This is a genomic window from Streptomyces sp. NBC_00454 (assembly GCF_041434015.1).
Lineage (GTDB): Bacteria > Actinomycetota > Actinomycetes > Streptomycetales > Streptomycetaceae > Streptomyces.
In genome coordinates this window covers 3,103,438-3,121,513 of the sequence record NZ_CP107907.1, presented here as the reverse complement: position 1 = coordinate 3,121,513, position 18,076 = coordinate 3,103,438, and the positions used below count along the sequence as shown (strand labels likewise).

Below are 18,076 nucleotides of genomic sequence, written 5' to 3'. Positions count from 1 at the left end.
ACGCCCCTACGGAGTGACCGACACCACTGCCGAAACGAAACGGAACGGTTTCGTTTCGTTGGCTCCGGGGAGTATCGTCCTACGAGTACGAAACGGTTTCGTTCGGATGGGCAAGGTCGGGAGGAGACGCCGAGATGGTCGAAGAGGTCATGTCGCGCCGCAGCCGGATCACCCCCGAGCGGGAAGCCGAACTCCACGGGGCGGTCCTCGACCTCCTGCGCGAGGTCGGCTACGAGGCGCTGACCATGGACGCGGTCGCCGCCCGTACGAAGTCCAGCAAGGCCACCCTCTACCGCCAGTGGGGGAGCAAGCCCGAGCTGGTCGCCCGGGCCCTGCGCTGCACCCAGCCGGTCTCCCTCCGGGAGATCGACACGGGCAGCATCCGCGGGGACTTCGCCGTCATGGTCGAGAACTCCGACGACGCCCAGATGGCGAAGGACACCGCGCTGATGCGGGGTCTGACCCATGCGGTCCACGAGAGCCCGGAGCTCCACAAGGCGCTGCGGGAACTGCTGGTCGACCCGGAGATCACGGGTCTGCAGGCGATGCTCCAGCGGGCGGTGGACCGGGGCGAGATCGCCGCGGGCTGTCCGGCCCTGGCCTTCGTCCCGCACATGCTCATCGGGGCGTTCATCGCGCTCCCGCTCATCGAGGACCGGTCCGTCGACCGGCGTTTCCTCGGTGACTTCATCGACGCCGTGGTCTTCCCCGCCCTCGGCGTCTGATCCCCCACCGTCCGGTCCCCCCCACACCGTCCGGCCGAGCTGTCCCCGCGCTCGATTCCTGCTGCCTCTGACACGCCGCTCTCGTCGTCGGAACGGCATTCCATGCCCTGATCCATCCCACGACCCGAACGGGAGAACCACCGACGTGGCCACCTTCCTCTACCGACTCGGCAGGGGTGCCTTCCGGCGCCGCCGATTCGTCGCACTCGTCTGGGTGGCGCTGCTGTTCGCCGCCATCTTCGGCGCGGCTACGGCTTCCGCACCCACCTCAGGCTCGTTCTCGATACCCGGCACGGAGGCCCAGAAGGCCTTCGACCTGCTGGACCAGCGCTTCCCGGGGATGGCCGCCGACGGCGCCACCGCCCGCATCGTCATCAAGGCCCCGGCGGGCGAGAAGGTCGACTCCCCGGCCGCCAAGGCCCAGGTCGAGAAGATCGTCACCGACCTGAAGGACGGCGCAGGCAAGGACCAGGTCTCCTCGGTCGCCGACCCGTACGAGGCGAAGGCCGTGAGCCAGGACGGCTCCACCGCCTACATCAGCGTCAAGTACAAGGTCAGCGGTATGGAGCTGACCGACCCGACCCGCGAGGCCCTCAAGGGCGCCGGTACGGAGGCCAAGGCCGCCGGGCTGAACGTCCAGATCGGCGGAGACGCCCTGATGGCGGCCCCGAAGACGGGCTCCGGCGAGATCATCGGCGTCGTCATCGCCGCGATCGTCCTCGTCATCACCTTCGGCTCGCTGATCGCGGCCGGACTGCCGCTGCTGACCGCGCTGATCGGCGTGGGCATCGGCGTCTCCTCCGTCACCGCGCTCGCCAACGTGCTGGACCTCGGCTCCACCACCTCCACCCTCGCGATGATGATCGGCCTCGCGGTCGGCATCGACTACGCCCTCTTCATCGTCTCCCGCTACCGCGCGGAGCTCGCCGAGGGCCGCGAGCGCGAGGAGGCCGCCGGCCGCGCCGCCGGAACCGCCGGCTCCGCCGTCGTCTTCGCCGGTCTGACCGTGGTCATCGCCCTCGTGGGCCTGGCCGTCGTCAACATTCCGATGCTGACCAAGATGGGCTTCGCCGCCGCCGGCACCGTGGTCATCGCCGTCCTCGTCGCCCTGACGCTGGTCCCGGCCATCCTCGGGTTCGCGGGCAAGAAGGTCCTGCCCGCCGGTACGAAGAGCAAGCTGTTCGGCAAGGGCAAGCCGGCTTCCGCCGAGGCCAAGCCCAACGGCGGCACCCGCTGGGCCCGCTTCATCCTGCGCCGCCCCGTCATGGTGCTGCTCGCGGGTGTGATCGGCCTCGGCATCATCGCGATCCCGGCGAGCAAGCTGGAGATGGGCCTGCCGGACGACGGATCGCAGCCGGTGTCCACCTCGCAGCGCCAGGCGTACGACCTGCTCTCCGAGGGCTTCGGCCCCGGCTTCAACGGCCCGCTGATGGTGGTCGTGGACGGGGACAAGGCGCTCGCCGACAAGACGGTCGACCGGGTCAAGGGCCTGGACGGCGTGGTCGCGGTGACCCCGCCGCAGCTCAACAAGGCCGGGGACGCCGCGATCATCACGGTCATCCCGAAGGACCGCCCGTCCTCCGCACAGACCGAGAACCTGGTCCACGAGATCCGTGCGGGCAGCGGCGACGACGTGCTCGTCACCGGTGCGACCGCGATGAACATCGACTTCTCGCAGAAGATGAACGACGCGCTGGTGCCCTACCTGGCACTCGTCGTCGGCCTCGCCTTCCTGCTGCTGATGCTCGTCTTCCGCTCGATCCTGGTTCCGCTCAAGGCGGCCCTCGGCTTCCTGCTCTCGGTGGTCGCTGCCCTCGGCGCCGTCGTCGCGGTCTTCCAGTGGGGCTGGCTCGGCTCGCTCTTCGGGGTGGAGCAGACCGGTCCGATCATGTCGATGATGCCGATCTTCATGGTGGGCGTCGTCTTCGGTCTGGCCATGGACTACGAGGTCTTCCTGGTCACCCGCATGCGTGAGGCGTACGTCCACGGAGAGCGGCCGGGCCAGGCCGTCGTGACCGGGTTCCAGTACAGCGCCCGGGTGGTCGTGGCCGCGGCCGTCATCATGATCGCGGTGTTCTCGGGCTTCATCGGAGCCAGCGAGCAGATGATCAAGATGATCGGCTTCGGTCTGGCCGTCGCGGTCTTCTTCGACGCGTTCGTCGTCCGGATGGCCATCGTCCCGGCCGTCCTGGCGCTGCTCGGCCACAAGGCCTGGTGGCTGCCGAAGTGGCTCGACCGGATCCTGCCGAACGTGGACGTGGAGGGCGAGAGCCTGCGCAAGCACCTCGGCGAGTCCTCCGACGGCTCCGACGGCTCCGACGGTTCGGACAAGGACCGCGAGCTGGTCAAGGTCTGACCCGCCGCACCGCACACACGGCACCGGCCCCGCACCCGAGAGGTGCGGGGCCGGTCCCGTTCGGGCGGGTTGGGCCTAACGGGTGGCCGAGGCCGTGGCGGCGGACGGAACCGCGGGCACGGGTGCGTTCGTACGGCGCAGGAAGCGGCGCAGCGCGGCGATGTCGAACTGGACCACCGCGACGCCCTCGGGGGAGTGGAACTCGACCACGGCCTGGACCCGCCCGCAGGGCCAGACGCGTACGTCGCCGGTCCCGGTCGGGGCCTGCAGGCCGGCCTCCAGGAGGGCGCGGGGGAAGACCCACTCGTTGTCGGTGCCCTCGGGGGAGAGATCGGCGGGGAAGACGATCCGCACGGCCAGGGGTTCGGCGGGGACGAAGCGCAGCGCCACCGGGATGGCCCGGTAGAGCGGGTCGTCGGTGATCACGCGGGCCCGCACCCGCTCCTCCACGTAGGGCTCGGTCGCGGGCGGATTCTCGGCGGTCGCTGACATCGACAAGACTCCTCGAATCGGAACATATGCGTCCGTATTTCCCCCCAGCCTTGCACATTCCCACGAATCCGCACGAACCTATTTGTGCCGGAGCCGCTGTTGCCAACGGTTCGCAATTGGGCACTATTCTTGAACGGTTAAAGATTTTCTCGGTTCAAGATCGCTTCAGGGACCGCCGGACCGCAGGAAGCGGAGCAAAACCATGCATGTGCCCGACGGCTTCATCGATGCCCCCGTCTCCGTGGCCGCAGGTGTCGTCGCCGCCGGAGCCGTGGCGGTCAGCCTCCGCGGCGCCCGCCGCGAACTCGACGACCGCACCGCCCCGCTCGCCGGCCTCGTCGCCGCCTTCATCTTCGCCGTCCAGATGCTGAACTTCCCCGTCGCCGGCGGCACCAGCGGCCACCTCCTGGGAGGCGCGCTCGCCGCGATACTCGTCGGCCCCTGCACCGGCGTGCTGTGCGTGTCCGTGGTCCTCCTCATGCAGGGCGTCCTCTTCGCCGACGGCGGCCTGACCGCCCTCGGCGTCAACATCACGAACATGGGCGTCGTGACCGTCGTCGTCGCCTACGCCGTCTTCCGCGGGCTCCTGAAGCTGCTGCCCGACACCCGCCGCTCGGTGACCGTCGCCGCCTTCGCCGGAGCCCTGCTCTCCGTCCCCGGCGCCGCCGTCATGTTCACCCTGTTCTACGCCCTCGGCGGCACCGCCGACGTGTCCACGGACAAGGTCTTCGGCGCCATGGTCGGCGTCCACGTCCTCATCGGCATCGGCGAGGCCGTCATCACCGCAGCCACCGTCGGCGCCGTGATCGCCGTACGCCCCGACCTGGTCCACGGAGCCCGCGGGCTGTCCGCCCCGCTGAAGCTGCGCATCGGCGGCGAACTGGTCGACGCCCCGGCCGCCGCCGCGCCGGCCGCCCCGGTCGGCCTCGCAGCCCGCTCCACGAAGCCCGTGTGGATCACCGGCCTGGTCACCGCCCTCGTCCTGGCCGGCTTCGTCTCCTTCTACGCCTCCTCCAGCCCCGACGGACTGGAGAAGGTCGCCGCCGACAAGGGCATCGACCAGAACGTCACCGAACACGCCTCCGCCGACTCCCCGCTCGCCGACTACAGCGTCAAGGACGTCTCCGACGCCCGCCTCTCCGGTGGCCTCGCCGGGGTCATCGGCGTCGGCGCGACCGTCCTCGTCGGCACCGGGATCTTCTGGACCGTGCGGCGCCGCCGCGGCGCCGACCTGACGGCCGCCTCCACCGCCGCACCGGTCGCCTGAGGTGGGCGCGGGCCACGCCCACCGGCTCTACCGGCACGGGCACTCGCCGGTCCACGACCTGCCGCCGCACTGCAAGCTGGCCGCGACCTTCGCCTTCGTGGTGGTCGTCGTCTCCACCCCGCGCGAGGCGGTGTGGGCCTTCGGGCTGTACGCCGTCCTCATCGCGGCAGTGGCGGCCGTCGCCCGGATCCCGGCCGCCTTCCTGCTGCGCCGGCTCCTGATCGAGGTGCCCTTCGTCGCCTTCGCCGTCCTGATGCCCTTCGTGGCCCAGGGCGAGCGGGTGGAGGTCCTCGGCATGTCCCTCAGCGTCTCCGGCCTCTGGGGCGCCTGGAACGTCCTGGCCAAGGGCACCCTCGGCGTGGCCGCCTCCGTGCTCCTGGCCTCCACCACCGAACTGCGGGCCCTGCTGCTGGGCCTCCAGCGACTCAAGCTGCCGCCGCTCCTCGTCCAGATCGCCTCCTTCATGATCCGGTACGGCGACGTGATCACCGACGAGCTGCGCCGGATGTCCATCGCACGGCGCTCCCGCGGCTTCGAGGCGAGCGGGATCCGGCACTGGGGGGTCCTGGCCAAGACGGCCGGAGCCCTGTTCATCCGCTCCTACGAGCGCGGCGAGCGGGTCTACCTCGCGATGGTCAGCCGCGGCTACGCCGGGTCCATGCCCGTGATCGACGAAGCGGCCGCCACCCGCGCCCAGTGGGCGTACGCGGCCGTGCTCCCGGTGACGGCGCTCGCCGTCTGTCTGATGGGATGGACCCTGTGAACGCACCCTCGCTGGAAGTCTCCGGCCTCGCCTACGCCTACCCCGACGGCCACCAGGCCCTCTTCGGGGTCGATCTGACGGTCGGCCGCGGCGAGCGCGTGGCCCTGCTCGGCCCGAACGGCGCCGGCAAGACCACGCTGGTCCTGCACCTCAACGGGATCCTGACCGGCGGCGTCGGCACCGTGTCCGTGGCGGGGCTGCCCGTGGAGAAGCGCAACCTCGCGGAGATCCGCCGCCGGGTCGGAATCGTCTTCCAGGACCCCGACGACCAGCTCTTCATGCCGACCGTCCGCGAGGACGTGGCCTTCGGCCCGGCCTCCGCCGGGATGCGCGGCGCCGAGCTCCAGGAGCGGGTGCGCGAGGCCCTGGACCTGGTCGGCATGACCGACTTCGCGGACCGGCCCCCGCACCACCTGTCCTTCGGGCAGCGCCGCCGGGTCGCGGTGGCGACCGTACTGGCCATGCGGCCCGAGATCCTGGTCCTGGACGAGCCGTCCTCCAACCTGGACCCGGCCTCCCGGCGGGAACTCGCGGACATCCTGCGCTCCCTCGACGTCACGGTGCTGATGGTGACGCACGACCTGCCGTACGCGCTGGAGCTCTGCCCGCGCGCGGTGGTCCTCAGTGACGGCACCCTCGTGGCGGACGGCCGGACGCAGGACCTCCTGTGCGACGAGGAGCTGATGCGCGCGCACCGGCTGGAGCTGCCCTTCGGCTTCGACCCCCGGTCAGTGTCGGTCAACTGAGCAGCACAGTCGTGGCATAAGCGCCGGTCCGGGGTTGTTGGACCGGCCGTGGACATCCAGGGTGTGGTGGCGGAGGGCTTCGAGCCCGTCAGAGACGCGTTCGTACGCAACTTCCAGGTGCTCGGGGACCGGGGCGCGGCCGTGTCCGTGTACCGGGACGGGCGCAAGGTCGTGGACCTGTGGGGCGGTACCAAGGACGCGAACGGCACGGAGCCGTGGGCCGAGGACACCGTGCAGATCGTCCGCTCCGCGACCAAGGGCGTGGCCGCCGCCGTACCGCTGCTGCTCCAGCAGCGCGGACTGCTCGACCTGGACGCGCCGGTGGGCTCGTACTGGCCGGAGTTCAAGGCCGGCGGCAAGGAGCGCACCCGGGTCCGGGACCTGCTCGCGCACCGTGCGGGAGTCCCGGCCCTGGACCGCGGACTGACCGTGGCCGAGGCCGCCGACGGGGTCTCGGGACCGCGCGCGGTCGCGGCCCAGCACGCCTTCTGGGAGCCCGGCACCGAGCACGGCTACCACGCGCAGACCTTCAGCTGGCTGCTGAACGAGCTCGTGCTGCGGGCGACCGGCCGTTCGCTGGCGGGCATCCTGGCCGAGGAGATAGCCGAGCCGCTGGGCCTGGACTTCTGGATCGGCCTGCCGGAGGCCGAGGCCCACCGGGTGGGCCGGGTGGCGCCCGTCGATCCGCCGGAGGGTGCCGGTACCTTCAAGACCCGGCCGAGGCGAAACGTTTCCGAGGCCTACGCCGATCCGGACTCCCTCACCCGCCGCGCCTTCGCGGCCATCCACCCGCTGCCCGACGAGAACGACCCCGCCTACCGCGCGGCCGAACTGCCGGCCTCGGCCGGCATCGGCACGGCGCGCGCACTGGCCCGCTTCTACGCCGCCACCATCGGGGTGGTCGAGGACGGCGCGCGGATCTTCACCCCGGCCACCACCGCGCTCGCGGGCAAGGAGTTCTCCTCCGGCCCGGACCGGGTGCTGGTGGTCAACACGCGCTTCGGACCCGGCTACATGCTGCACGGTCCCGCCTCACCCCTGCTGTCCCCGACCTCCTTCGGGCACCCCGGGCGCGGCGGCTCGCTCGCCTTCGCGGACCCGGAGTCGGGCATCGGCTTCGGCTACGTCACCAACGCCCACGCCAAGTCGGTCACCGCCGACCCGCGCGCCCAGGCCCTGGTGCGAGCCCTGCGCTCGGCGCTGTAACGCCGCAAATGCCTCGCCCGGCCCCGGGCGCCGCGCTAGCGTGCCCGCATGACCACGACCATGCATCCGCGTTTCGCCGAAGCCCTCGCCGAGCTGGGTCTGGAGCCGGACGTACGCACCTTCCCCGACGGCACCCGGACCGCGGCCGACGCGGCGGCCGCTATCGGCTGCGAGCTCAGCCAGATCGTGAAATCGCTGATCTTCGCGGCGGACGGGGTCCCCGTGCTGGTGCTCATGGACGGGGCCTCGCGGGTGGACGTGGAGGCGGTCCGAAAAGAGCTCGGCGCGACCGCGGTGACCAGGGCCGACGCGGCGCTGGTCCGGGAGACCACCGGGTACGCCATCGGCGGCGTACCGCCCTTCGGGCACCGCACCCGCACCCGGGTCCTGGCCGACCGGGCCCTGCTGGCCCACCAGGAGGTGTGGGCGGCGGCCGGGACCCCGCACACGGTGTTCCCGATGGCCCCGCGCGAGCTGATCGCGCACGCGGGGGCCGTAGTGGCCGACGTACGGGAGCGCTGACCGGGGCGCCGGCACGCGGCCAGCCCGCGGCCGGATCGCGTCAGCCCGCGTTCAGGACCGTCGCCACGATCGGGCCGGCCGCGTCGCCGCCGTGGCCGCCGCCCTCGACCATCGCGGCGGCCGCTACGTCACCGCTGAACCCGGTGAACCAGCTGTCCGGGTTCTGTGCGCCGTCGACCTCCGCCGAGCCGGTCTTCGCTCCCTTGTCCGAGCCGCCGACCGCGGACATCGCGCCCCGGGCCGTACCACTGGTCGCCGTCAGCTTCATCATCCGCACCAGCTGCGCCGTCACCGACGGCTTCATCGGCCGGGAGGCCCTGGCGAGCTCGCGGTCGTCCATGGAGGCCTTGACGACGACCGGCTGACGGAACACCCCGGTCCGGGCGGTCGCCGTGATCGAGGCCATGGTCAGCGGGTTCATCTGGATCTGGCCCTGGCCGATGTACGCGGCGGCCGCCGCCGGGCCGGTGGCATCCGGGACCTTGCCGTCCACGGTCGCCACCCCGACCTTCCATTCGACGCCGATGCCGAAGACCTCCCGGGCCTCCTTCGGGAGCGCGCCGATGTCGTTGACCGGCTTGATCTGCTTGATGAAGGCGGTGTTGCAGGACTGGGCGAAGCTCGTCGCGAAGGTCTCGTTGTCGAGCTTGAAACCGCCCAGGTTCTTGAAGGTCCGGCCCTCCCACGACACCTCCGCCGGGCATTCGGCGACCTTGTCCGCCGAGACCAGACCCCGGTCCAGCAGCATCGCGGCGGTCACGATCTTCATCGTGGAGCCGGGTGCCCGGCCGCCGCTGATGGAGGCGGAGAAGCCGTCCGACCGGTGGTCGGCGATGGCCAGGATGTTCCCGGTGCTGGGCTGGACCGCGACCACCGAGGCCTGCGGGAACTTCAGGACCGCCTTCTCGGCCGCCGCCTGCACATCGGCGTCCAGGACGGTCTCGATCCGCCCCGGGGTGCCCTCGGCCAGCGTCAGCAGCGAGCGCCGGGGGGCGTCCGCGGCCGCCGGCTGGATCCACAGCTCGGCGCCGCCCGTGCCGCCCAGCTTGGCCCCGTACTTCTGGCGCAGGTCGTCCAGGACCTTGCGCAGCGAGGGGTGTTTCTCGGCCGTCAGCTCCTTGCCGTTGCGGTCGACGGCCTGGACGGGCGGGCTCGCCGGGGTGCCCGCGCGCAGCCGCTCGTCCTTCTGGAGCTGCGGGTGGAGCACCGAGGGCTGCCAGTCGACCAGCGGCTTGCCGGAGGTGTTGCCGCGCACCACGGTGAGCTTGGACTCGTAGGCGAGGGGCTTGGTGATCCCCTCGTACGTCACCTCGGCGGCGACGGAGTACGCGATCGTGGTCCCGGTCTGCGCGCCGGGGGTGATCGCGACCTTGGACACGTAGGCCGCGGTCCTGAAGTCGCCCAGGGCGCTCTGGGCCGCCGCCGGGTTGTTCGTCAGGTCGGCGCCCGCCCGGGCGTCCCCGGCCGACCAGGCGGCGAAGAAGGCCCCGGCCGTCTGGGCCGCCTCCTTGTCCGTGACCGGCCCGGTGCCCTTCCCGGGCACCGGGGCTCCGGTCGTGCTCGTGCTCTTCGCGTCGTCCCCGCCGTCGCCCCCGACCAGCGTGTACATCCCGTATCCGGCTCCGCCCACCATCGCGAGGAACACCCCGCCGACGATGGCCCCCTTCGCCGCCCCGTTCATTGCCACAGCTCCGTCCCCCGTGCCCCGTACCACGGCCCCCAGCCGCTGAACGCGTTCAAGGAACCCTTGGTGTGGACCTTACTCGGAGCCCGTGGCGGTCCGCTGGGCTGTTATCGGACCGGAACAGCCCCGCCGCGCAGGCCGCGGAGGGGGATCAGCCGCTTCAAACCCAGGTGTCCAGCCACATTCGGTTTCTCCAGGAGTCCATCGGGATGGACTCGCCCGTGTAGATCGGCCAGAAGTAGATGAAGTTCCAGACGATCAGGAGGACCAGGACACCCGCAGCCACCGCGCCCAGGGCGCGGCGGCGTTCCGAGGAGCCGGCCGGGCCGAGGAGAGCGCCGATCATCATGGCCACCGCCAGGCAGAGGTAGGGGACGAAGACCACCGCGTAGAAGAAGAAGATGGTCCGCTCCTGGTAGTTGAACCAGGGCAGCAGGCCCGCGCCGAGTGCGCAGGCGATCGCGCCCGCCCGCCAGTCGCGGCGGAAGAACCACCGCCACAGCACGTACAGCAGGGCGAAGCAGCCGGCCCACCACAGCAGCGGGGTGCCCAGCGCCAGTACCTCGCGGGCGCACTTGGCGCTCTCGCTGGCCGGGCAGCCGTCCGTGCCCGGCGCGGGGGACTCGTAGAAGAAGGAGACGGGGCGGCCCAGGATCAGCCAGCTCCACGGGTTCGACTCGTAGGTGTGGCCGGAGGTCAGGCCCACGTGGAACTTGTAGACCTCGGTCTCGTAGTGCCACAGGCTCCGCAGCCACTCCGGCACGAAGGACCACGAGCTGTGCTGGTCGTTCTTGGCGGCCCAGTCGCGGAAGTAGCCGCCCTTGCCGTTGTCGGGGGAGAGGATCCAGCCGAGCCACGAGGCCAGGTAGACGGCGATCGCCACGGGGACGATGGAGAAGAAACCGGGCCAGTTGTCGTGGCGCATCATCGCCTTGTACGGGGTGCCCGCGCCCGCGGTGCGGCGCGAGGCCACGTCCCACATCACGGTCAGCACGCCGAAGAAGGCCAGCACGATCAGGCCGTTCCACTTCGTGCCGAAGGCCAGCCCCAGGCAGATCCCGGCCAGGATCCGGTACGGGCGCCAGCCCAGCTTCAGCGTCTCGGCGATCCGGGCGTCCGGGCGGGTCCGCCCCTCCTCGTCCACCGGGAGCGCCGCCGCGAGGCGGGCCCGCGTCCGGTCCCGGTCGATGAGCAGCGAACCGAAGGCCGCCAGCACGAAGAACATCAGGACCAGGTCGAGCAGTGCGGTGCGGCTCATCACCAGGTGCAGGCCGTCCACCGCCATCAGCAGTCCGGCCAGGCAGCCCAGGAAGGTCGAGCGGAACAGCCGCCGGCCGATCCGGCACAGCATCAGCACGGACAGGGTGCCCAGCAGAGCGGTCATGAACCGCCAGCCGAACGGGTCGAAGCCGAACATCCACTCGCCCAGACCGATCACCCACTTGCCGACCGGCGGGTGCACGACGTACCCCGGGTCCAGGGGGAGGGCCACCCCGTCCGGGTTGGCGAGGATCGACTTGTCGATGTCCTTGGGCCAGCTCGCCTCGTAGCCCTGCTGGATCGTGGCCCAGGCGTCCTTGGCGTAGTACGTCTCGTCGAATATCACCGCCTTCGGGGTCCCGAGGTGGGCGAACCGCAGCGCCCCGGCGACCAGCGCCACCAGCACCGGACCGGCCCACGCCAGCACCCGCTGCCAGATCAGGGCGGCGGCCGGGGAGATGCCCAGGGTCGCCCAGAGCTGAGCGGACGGCCGGGCGTACGGGGGCACCAGCCGGGTGCGCACGTCCGACCGCCCGTCCGCCCCGGTGGGAGGCACGTAACCGAAGCCGCGCAGCCGGCGCAGCCAGGCTGACGGCCGGTCGGCGGGTCCGGATCCGGGGTCGGGGTCGGACCCCGCCGGTGAGGCGGGCGGGGCCCCCGCGGGGCTGGGCGGCGGCGTCGCGGTACTGGTCACCGGGTCATCGTAGGGAACGAGGCTGTGCCAGACCCAGGGGGACGGGAGCGTCGGGGTGAGCCGGGTGGGACGGCTGAGAGGATGGGGCGGTGACCACTGACCGGCCCCGCGCCTCCGAAGCCCGCTCCGAAGCCCTTTCCGGGGCTCCTTCCGAAGCCTCCGCCGAGGCCGGTTCGGAGGCCCTCACGGCGGCCGCCGAAGCCGAAGCCGCCGACGAGGCCGACGTCGAAGCCGCTGAGGAAGCCGACGTCGAAGCCGCTGACGAGGCCGCTGACGAGGGCTGGCCCGGGGACGCTCCCGCGGCTGCCCGGGCGGCGGTTGCCTCCGGCGTGCCCGGGGCCGGTGTGCTCGTCCTCGCCGGAACGCCCATCGGCGACCTCGCCGACGCCCCGCCGCGGCTCGCCACCGAGCTGCTGGCGGCCGACGTGATCGCCGCCGAGGACACCCGGCGGCTGCGCCGGCTGACCCAGGGGCTCGGCGTGTACACCACCGGGCGCGTCCTGTCGTACTTCGAGGGCAACGAGTCCGCGCGCACGCCCGAGCTGGTCGAGGCCCTGGAGGCCGGCAAGCGCGTCGTGCTGGTGACCGACGCGGGCATGCCCTCGGTCTCCGACCCCGGCTACCGGCTGGTCGCCGCCGCCGTGGAGAAGGACATCAAGGTCACGGCCGTGCCCGGCCCCTCCGCCGTCCTCACCGCACTCGCCCTGTCCGGACTGCCGGTCGACCGCTTCTGCTTCGAGGGGTTCCTGCCGCGCAAGGCCGGCGAACGCCTCAGCCGGCTCCGCGAGGTCGGGGCGGAGCGCCGCACCCTCGTCTATTTCGAGGCCCCGCACCGGCTCGACGACACCCTGGCCGCGATGGCCGAGGTCTTCGGCGCCGAGCGCCGCGCCGCCGTCTGCCGCGAGCTGACCAAGACGTACGAGGAGGTCAAGCGCGGCGGGCTCGGCGAGCTGGCCGCCTGGGCCGCCGAAGGGGTGCGCGGGGAGATCACGGTGGTCGTCGAGGGGGCGCCGGCGGCGACACCCGGAGACGTGGACGCCGAGGAGCTGGTGAACCGGGTACGGGTGCGCGAGGAGGCGGGCGAGCGGCGCAAGGAGGCCATCGCGGCGGTCGCGCTGGAGGCCGGGGTACCCAAGCGCGAGGTCTTCGACGCGGTGGTCGCGGCAAAGAATGCGGCACAAAAGGTGCCGTAGGTCGGTAAAGAGCTAACCTGAAAAGCAAAGCTCAGACCGCGCACCGGGCACTTTTGGCATGAGTCGCCCAAAGACCGTCCAACAGTCGACAGGGCCTGATGCGCTCCCGCCCGAAGAGGCGTCCACTGGCAATGCACCAGTGGAACAAGAGGAGCTGGCATGAGTGAGATCGCCGAACCCCCGGTACCCGTCGCCGCACCCACCGCGCCCACCGCAACCGCAGTACCCACCGCGACCGCTTCCGCAGTGACGACCGTGCACGAGGCGTACGCCTTCGCGTGCATGAAGTGCGGATACGGCTGGGAGCAGGGGTACGAGATAGAGCACCACGTCGACGGCCTGGGACACCCGTTCATCGTCTACACCGTGAACGGGGAGCGGGTTCCGTCGCCGCTGTCCAACCCGACCTGCATGAACTGCGGCGGCCACGTCGTGCGCATCATGCGGGAGGGGCAGGTCAAGTCGGTGCTCGGAATGATCGACCAGCTCTACCACCACCGCGCCGCCCCCGGCATCGCCGGACCGGTGCCCGCGGGGTACGAGGCCGCCAAGACCCCGAAGCAGCGCAGGGCCGGCCCGGCGCACGCGAGCCCCGGACCGGTACCGATGGAACGGCGCGGGCTGATGGCCCGGCTCCTCGGGTTCTTCCGCCGGTCATAAGATCGGCCGTATGAGCCGTAGTACGTCGAACGACGCGCCGCCCCCGCTGCCGGAACCGCTCCGGGTGGCGGTCGCCGACTCCCACACCCACCTGGACATGCAGTCCGGCACCGTCGAGGAAGGCCTGGCCAAGGCCGCCTCCGTCGGCGTGACCACCGTCGTGCAGGTCGGCTGCGACGTGAAGGGCTCCCGCTGGGCGGCCGAGACCGCCGCCGCTTACGAGAACGTCCACGCGGCCGTGGCCCTGCACCCCAACGAAGCCCCCCGCATCGTCCACGGGGACCCCGACGGCTGGTCCCGCCAGGGCGCCCGGCAGGGCGGCGGGGAAGCCGCCCTCGACGAGGCGCTCGCCGAGATCGAAGCCCTCGCACAGCTGGCGCACGTCAAGGCGGTCGGCGAGACCGGGCTCGACTTCTTCCGGACCGGACCGGAGGGAATGGCCGCGCAGGAGCGTTCCTTCCGCGCCCACATCGAGATCGCCAAGCGGCAGGGCAAGGCCCTGGTCATCCACGACCGCGAGGCCCACGCGGACGTGCTGCGCGTGCTGCGCGAGGAGGGCGCGCCCGAGCGGACCGTCTTCCACTGCTACTCCGGAGACGCCGACATGGCCCGGGAGTGCGCGGCCGCCGGGTACTACATGTCCTTCGCGGGAACCGTCACCTTCAAGAACGCCCAGCCGCTGCGCGACGCGCTCGCCGTGGCCCCGCTGGAACTGGTCCTCGTGGAGACCGACGCCCCCTACCTGACCCCGGCCCCCTACCGGGGACGACCCAACGCCCCGTACCTCATTCCGCTGACGGTCCGGGCGATGGCCGCGGTCCGCGGGATCGACGAGGACGCCATGGCCACGGCCCTGGCAGCGAACACGGCACGCGCTTTCGACTACTGAGGCCGTTTCCCGCCCGGCTCCGCCCCCGCGCGGAGCCGGGGGCCGATGCTCTCACCCGTTCGCCACAGTGCGTAGCCGTCCCGCTTTGTTGCGTGACATCCGCTCCGCTAGGGTGCCGTGCCCGAAGCAGCGGGACGGACCAGGGGAGCGAGCGTCATGAGCGATACCCGAGAGGCCTGGCCGGCCGGCGGACGGGATCCCTGGGCTCCGGACCCGGACCCGGGAACCGGAGGCGTCGTCGGCTGGGCGGACGCGATGGCCGCCCAGGCCGGGACCGCGCCGCTCGCGCAGCCGCCGGGCACGGCCGCGGCGGACCTGGACCCGACCCCGTACGCGGACTCGTACGCGGACCCGTACGCGGATCCCTACGCGGACCCGGAGCCGCACCCGGGCCCCCGCCCGGAGCCCGGGGTGCCCGCCCCACGGGGAGGCTCACGACGGCGCAGGACGGCCGACCTCGGGCCCGAGGTCGGGGTCGGGGCCGGAGCCCCGCCACCGGAGCCCGCCACCGCGCCCGGCACCGGGCGCCGCAGGGGCGGACTCGACACCGTCCCCGCCCCGGCGGGCCCCGGGCCGGGCCCCGGCAGCGGACGCCGGCGGGCGGCCGGTGAAGCGGTGGTGGCCCCGGCGGGCCCCGGGCGGCGGCGGGGTACGGACCGCGAGCGGCGGCGACGGCAGGCCGGCGCGGGCGGGGCCTCCCGCGAGAGCTGGCGGCGGATCGTGCCGCAGGCGCTGGTCGTGGCGTTCCTGGCGGGCGGCACCACCGCCTTCGTCGCCGCCGACAAGGAGGTGCGCCTCACCGTGGACGGGGTCCCGCAGACCCTGCACACCTTCGCCGGCGACGTCGACACCCTGCTCGCCGCCCAGCGGCTCGGCGTCGGCCCGCACGACCTCGTCGCCCCGGCCGGCCGCACGGCCCTCGACGACGGCGACGAGATCGTCGTCCGCTACGGCCGCCCGCTGCGCCTGACCCTCGACGGGCAGCGCCGCGAGGTGTGGACCACCGCCCGCACCGTGGACGGGGCCCTGCGCCAGCTCGGGATCCGCGCCGAGGGCGCCTACCTCTCCGCCCCCCGTGCCGCCCCCGTCCCCCGCTCCGGCCTGGACCTCGCCGTCCGCACCGAACGCAGCATCACCTTCATGGCCGACGGCCGCGAGAGCACCATCCGCACCAACGCCGCCACCGTCCAGGAGGCCCTGGACCAGGCCGGGATCACCCTCCATGGCGAGGACACCACCTCCGTGCCCCCCGGCGCCTACCCCCGCGACGGCCAGACCGTCACCGTGCTCCGCATCACCGGCACCCGCGAGGTCCGCGAGGAACGCATCCCGTACGAGACCGAGACGGTCAAGGACCCCGCCCTGTTCGCCGGCACCGAAGTCGTCGAACGCGCCGGGCGCCCCGGGGCGCGCAGGGTCACGTACGGCCTGCGCACCGTCAACGGCGTCCGCCAGAAGCCCCGCAAGCTCGCCGAGGAGACCGTCCGCGAGCCCGTCACCCAGCTCGTCAAGGTCGGCACCAAACCGCTGCCGGACTCCGTCGAGGGTGCGGACGGCCTCGACTGGGGTGCGCTGGCCCGGTGCGAATCCGGCGGCCGGCCCGGCGCCACCGACGCATCGGGGACCTACGGGGGGCTGTACCAGTTCGACGTCCAGACCTGGCAGTCCCTCGGCGGCAGCGGCCGCCCCCAGGACGCCCCGGGCCAGGAACAGACGTACCGCGCGAAGAAGCTCTACGTGCAGCGGGGGGCGAGTCCGTGGCCGCACTGCGGCCGTACCCTTTATCGGTGAGCACCGCAGAGCAGCAGCCCGAGCCCGACCAGCCCGAGACCCCCACCGCCCTCCTCGGCGCGGCCGACATCCGGGAGCTGGCCGCCGTACTCGGCGTACGGCCGACGAAGCAGAAGGGCCAGAACTTCGTCATCGACGCCAACACGGTGCGCCGCATCGTGCGCACCGCCGGGGTACGTCCGGACGACGTGGTCGTCGAGGTCGGCCCCGGCCTGGGCTCGCTGACGCTCGCGCTGCTGGAGGCCGCCGACCGGGTCGTCGCCGTGGAGATCGACGACATCCTGGCCGCCGCGCTGCCCGCCACCATCGAAGCGCGGATGCCCGAGCGCAAGGACCGCTTCGCGCTGGTCCACTCCGACGCGATGCTGGTGAAGGAACTGCCCGGCCCGGCGCCGACCGCGCTCGTCGCCAACCTCCCGTACAACGTGGCCGTGCCGGTGCTGCTGACCATGCTCGACCGCTTCCCGAGCATCGAGCGGACCCTGGTGATGGTGCAGGCGGAGGTCGCCGACCGGCTCGCCGCCAAGCCCGGCAACAAGGTCTACGGGGTCCCCTCGGTCAAGGCCAACTGGTACGCGGACGTCAAGCGGGCCGGCTCCATCGGCCGCAACGTCTTCTGGCCCGCGCCGAACGTCGACTCCGGTCTCGTCTCGCTCGTACGCCGCGCGGAGCCGGTCAAAACCACCGCGACCAAGTCCGAGGTCTTCGCCGTGGTCGACGCGGCCTTCGCGCAGCGCCGCAAGGGCCTGCGCGCCGCGCTGGCCGGCTGGGCCGGCTCCGCGGCGGGCGCCGAGGCCGCGCTGATCGCGGCCGGGATCGCCCCGCTGGCGCGCGGCGAGTCCCTGACCGTCGAGGAGTTCGCGGCGATCGCCGAGCACAAGCCGGCGGCGGAGAGGCCGGCCCTGTGAGCGGCGCGGTCACCGTACGGGTCCCCGCGAAGGTCAACGTCCAACTGGCGGTGGGCGCGGCGCGGCCCGACGGCTTCCACGACCTGGCCAACGTCTTCCTCGCGGTCTCGCTGTACGACGAGGTGACGGCGGCCCCGGCCGCCGCGCTGACGGTGAGCTGCGCGGGCCCGGACGCGGACCAGGTCCCGCTGGACCGCACCAACCTCGCGGCCCGGGCGGCGGAGATCCTGGCGGCGCGGAACGGCCTGGCCCCGGACGTCCACCTGCACATCGAGAAGCGGATCCCGGTCGCGGGCGGCATGGCGGGCGGCAGCGCGGACGGGGCGGCCGCCCTCCTCGCCTGCGACGCGCTCTGGGGTCTGAAGACCCCGGCCGAGGAGCTCCTGGCCATCTGCGCGGAGCTCGGCAGCGACGTGCCGTTCAGCCTGGTCGGCGGGGCGGCACTGGGCACCGGGCGCGGGGAGATCCTGACCCCGGTGGCGGCCGGAGCCTTCCACTGGGTGTTCGCGGTCGCCGACGGCGGTCTCTCCACCCCGGCGGTGTTCCGCGAGTTCGACCGACTCACCGCCGGTACGCAGGTCCCCGCCCCCGAAGCCTCCCCGGCGCTCCTGGCCGCCCTGGCCTCCGGGGACCCGGACGCCCTGGCGGCCACCCTGGCCAACGGCCTCCAGGCCGCGGCCTTTTCGCTGCGCCCGCAACTGGCCGACACCCTGGCCGCGGGCACCGGCGCGGGAGCCCTGGCAGGCCTGGTCTCCGGCTCGGGCCCCACGACGGCCTTCCTCGTCCGCGACGCGGAGTCGGCGGCGAAGGTGGCGGCGGCCCTCGAAGCCTCCGGCACCTGCCGCAGCACGCACACGGCGAGCAGCCCGGCCCCGGGCGCGACCCTGCTCTGAGCATTTTCAGCCCCGCCGGCGTTTGAG

Annotated in this window: 16 protein-coding genes; 13 read left to right on the top strand and 3 right to left on the bottom strand. The window is 72.6% G+C overall.

Annotated elements, in window-relative coordinates; genetic code table 11:
• Positions 1-134 precede the first annotated feature (134 nt).
• Both OHU74_RS14340 and OHU74_RS14335 read left to right on the top strand, forming a co-directional pair.
• Complete coding sequence (locus tag OHU74_RS14340) at positions 135-725, top strand: TetR/AcrR family transcriptional regulator (protein WP_371616257.1); 591 nt, start codon at positions 135-137, stop codon at positions 723-725.
• 145 nt (positions 726-870) lie between these two features.
• Complete coding sequence (locus OHU74_RS14335; protein ID WP_371616256.1) at positions 871-3,081, top strand: MMPL family transporter; 2,211 nt, start codon at positions 871-873, stop codon at positions 3,079-3,081.
• Between the two features lie 75 nt (positions 3,082-3,156).
• Here the strand turns inward: OHU74_RS14335 and OHU74_RS14330 are convergent, their stop codons facing one another.
• Positions 3,157-3,573 carry an SsgA family sporulation/cell division regulator gene (locus OHU74_RS14330; protein WP_371616255.1) on the bottom strand — a complete coding sequence of 139 codons (417 nt, stop codon included), beginning with the start codon at positions 3,571-3,573 and terminating at the stop codon, positions 3,157-3,159.
• 202 nt (positions 3,574-3,775) lie between these two features.
• On the opposite strand from OHU74_RS14330, the gene OHU74_RS14325 reads away from it, so the two are divergent.
• Genes OHU74_RS14325 through OHU74_RS14305 form a run of 5 tightly spaced genes read left to right on the top strand, consistent with a single transcriptional unit; the run spans position 3,776 to position 8,077 of the window.
• Positions 3,776-4,840 carry an energy-coupling factor ABC transporter permease gene (locus OHU74_RS14325; protein WP_371616254.1) on the top strand — a complete coding sequence of 355 codons (1,065 nt, stop codon included), beginning with the start codon at positions 3,776-3,778 and terminating at the stop codon, positions 4,838-4,840.
• Between the two features lies 1 nt (position 4,841).
• Positions 4,842-5,603 carry a cobalt ECF transporter T component CbiQ gene (gene cbiQ, locus OHU74_RS14320; protein WP_371616253.1) on the top strand — a complete coding sequence of 254 codons (762 nt, stop codon included), beginning with the start codon at positions 4,842-4,844 and terminating at the stop codon, positions 5,601-5,603.
• Positions 5,591-6,349, top strand: coding sequence for an energy-coupling factor ABC transporter ATP-binding protein (locus OHU74_RS14315; protein ID WP_371616252.1), 759 nt, complete (start codon positions 5,591-5,593; stop codon positions 6,347-6,349). Before cbiQ ends, OHU74_RS14315 begins: the two co-directional genes overlap by 13 nt.
• A 48-nt stretch (positions 6,350-6,397) precedes the next feature.
• Complete coding sequence (locus OHU74_RS14310) at positions 6,398-7,555, top strand: serine hydrolase domain-containing protein (RefSeq protein ID WP_371616251.1); 1,158 nt, start codon at positions 6,398-6,400, stop codon at positions 7,553-7,555.
• A gap of 48 nt (positions 7,556-7,603) precedes the next feature.
• Positions 7,604-8,077: a YbaK/EbsC family protein gene (locus OHU74_RS14305; protein ID WP_371616250.1), complete on the top strand. Its 474-nt coding sequence runs from the start codon at positions 7,604-7,606 to the stop codon at positions 8,075-8,077.
• 40 nt (positions 8,078-8,117) lie between these two features.
• Here OHU74_RS14305 and OHU74_RS14300 read toward each other — a convergent pair whose 3' ends face one another.
• Positions 8,118-9,758 (bottom strand): penicillin-binding transpeptidase domain-containing protein, encoded by a 1,641-nt coding sequence (locus tag OHU74_RS14300; protein ID WP_371616249.1) that lies wholly within the window; start codon positions 9,756-9,758, stop codon positions 8,118-8,120.
• Between the two features lie 163 nt (positions 9,759-9,921).
• Entirely contained in the window at positions 9,922-11,715 is a 1,794-nt protein-coding gene (locus OHU74_RS14295; RefSeq protein ID WP_371616248.1) for a dolichyl-phosphate-mannose--protein mannosyltransferase, read from the bottom strand.
• Positions 11,716-12,044: 329 nt separating this feature from the next.
• Between OHU74_RS14295 and rsmI the strand changes: the two genes are divergently transcribed.
• The 6 genes from rsmI to OHU74_RS14265 all read left to right on the top strand — a co-directional run bounded on the left by rsmI (position 12,045) and on the right by OHU74_RS14265 (position 18,049).
• Positions 12,045-12,908, top strand: a complete 864-nt coding sequence (gene rsmI, locus OHU74_RS14290; protein WP_371619681.1) for a 16S rRNA (cytidine(1402)-2'-O)-methyltransferase — start codon at positions 12,045-12,047, stop codon at positions 12,906-12,908.
• A 282-nt stretch (positions 12,909-13,190) separates the two neighbouring features.
• Positions 13,191-13,568 carry a hypothetical protein gene (locus tag OHU74_RS14285; RefSeq protein ID WP_371619680.1) on the top strand — a complete coding sequence of 126 codons (378 nt, stop codon included), beginning with the start codon at positions 13,191-13,193 and terminating at the stop codon, positions 13,566-13,568.
• 10 nt (positions 13,569-13,578) lie between these two features.
• Positions 13,579-14,457, top strand: coding sequence for a TatD family hydrolase (locus OHU74_RS14280; RefSeq protein WP_371616247.1), 879 nt, complete (start codon positions 13,579-13,581; stop codon positions 14,455-14,457).
• A gap of 255 nt (positions 14,458-14,712) precedes the next feature.
• Positions 14,713-16,248 (top strand): ubiquitin-like domain-containing protein, encoded by a 1,536-nt coding sequence (locus OHU74_RS14275; RefSeq protein ID WP_371619679.1) that lies wholly within the window; start codon positions 14,713-14,715, stop codon positions 16,246-16,248.
• Positions 16,245-17,156, top strand: coding sequence for a 16S rRNA (adenine(1518)-N(6)/adenine(1519)-N(6))-dimethyltransferase RsmA (rsmA, locus tag OHU74_RS14270; protein ID WP_371616246.1), 912 nt, complete (start codon positions 16,245-16,247; stop codon positions 17,154-17,156). The genes OHU74_RS14275 and rsmA overlap by 4 nt, the downstream gene beginning before the upstream one ends.
• Positions 17,153-18,049 (top strand): 4-(cytidine 5'-diphospho)-2-C-methyl-D-erythritol kinase, encoded by an 897-nt coding sequence (locus OHU74_RS14265; protein WP_371616245.1) that lies wholly within the window; start codon positions 17,153-17,155, stop codon positions 18,047-18,049. Before rsmA ends, OHU74_RS14265 begins: the two co-directional genes overlap by 4 nt.
• The last annotated feature ends 27 nt before the right edge of the window (positions 18,050-18,076 follow it).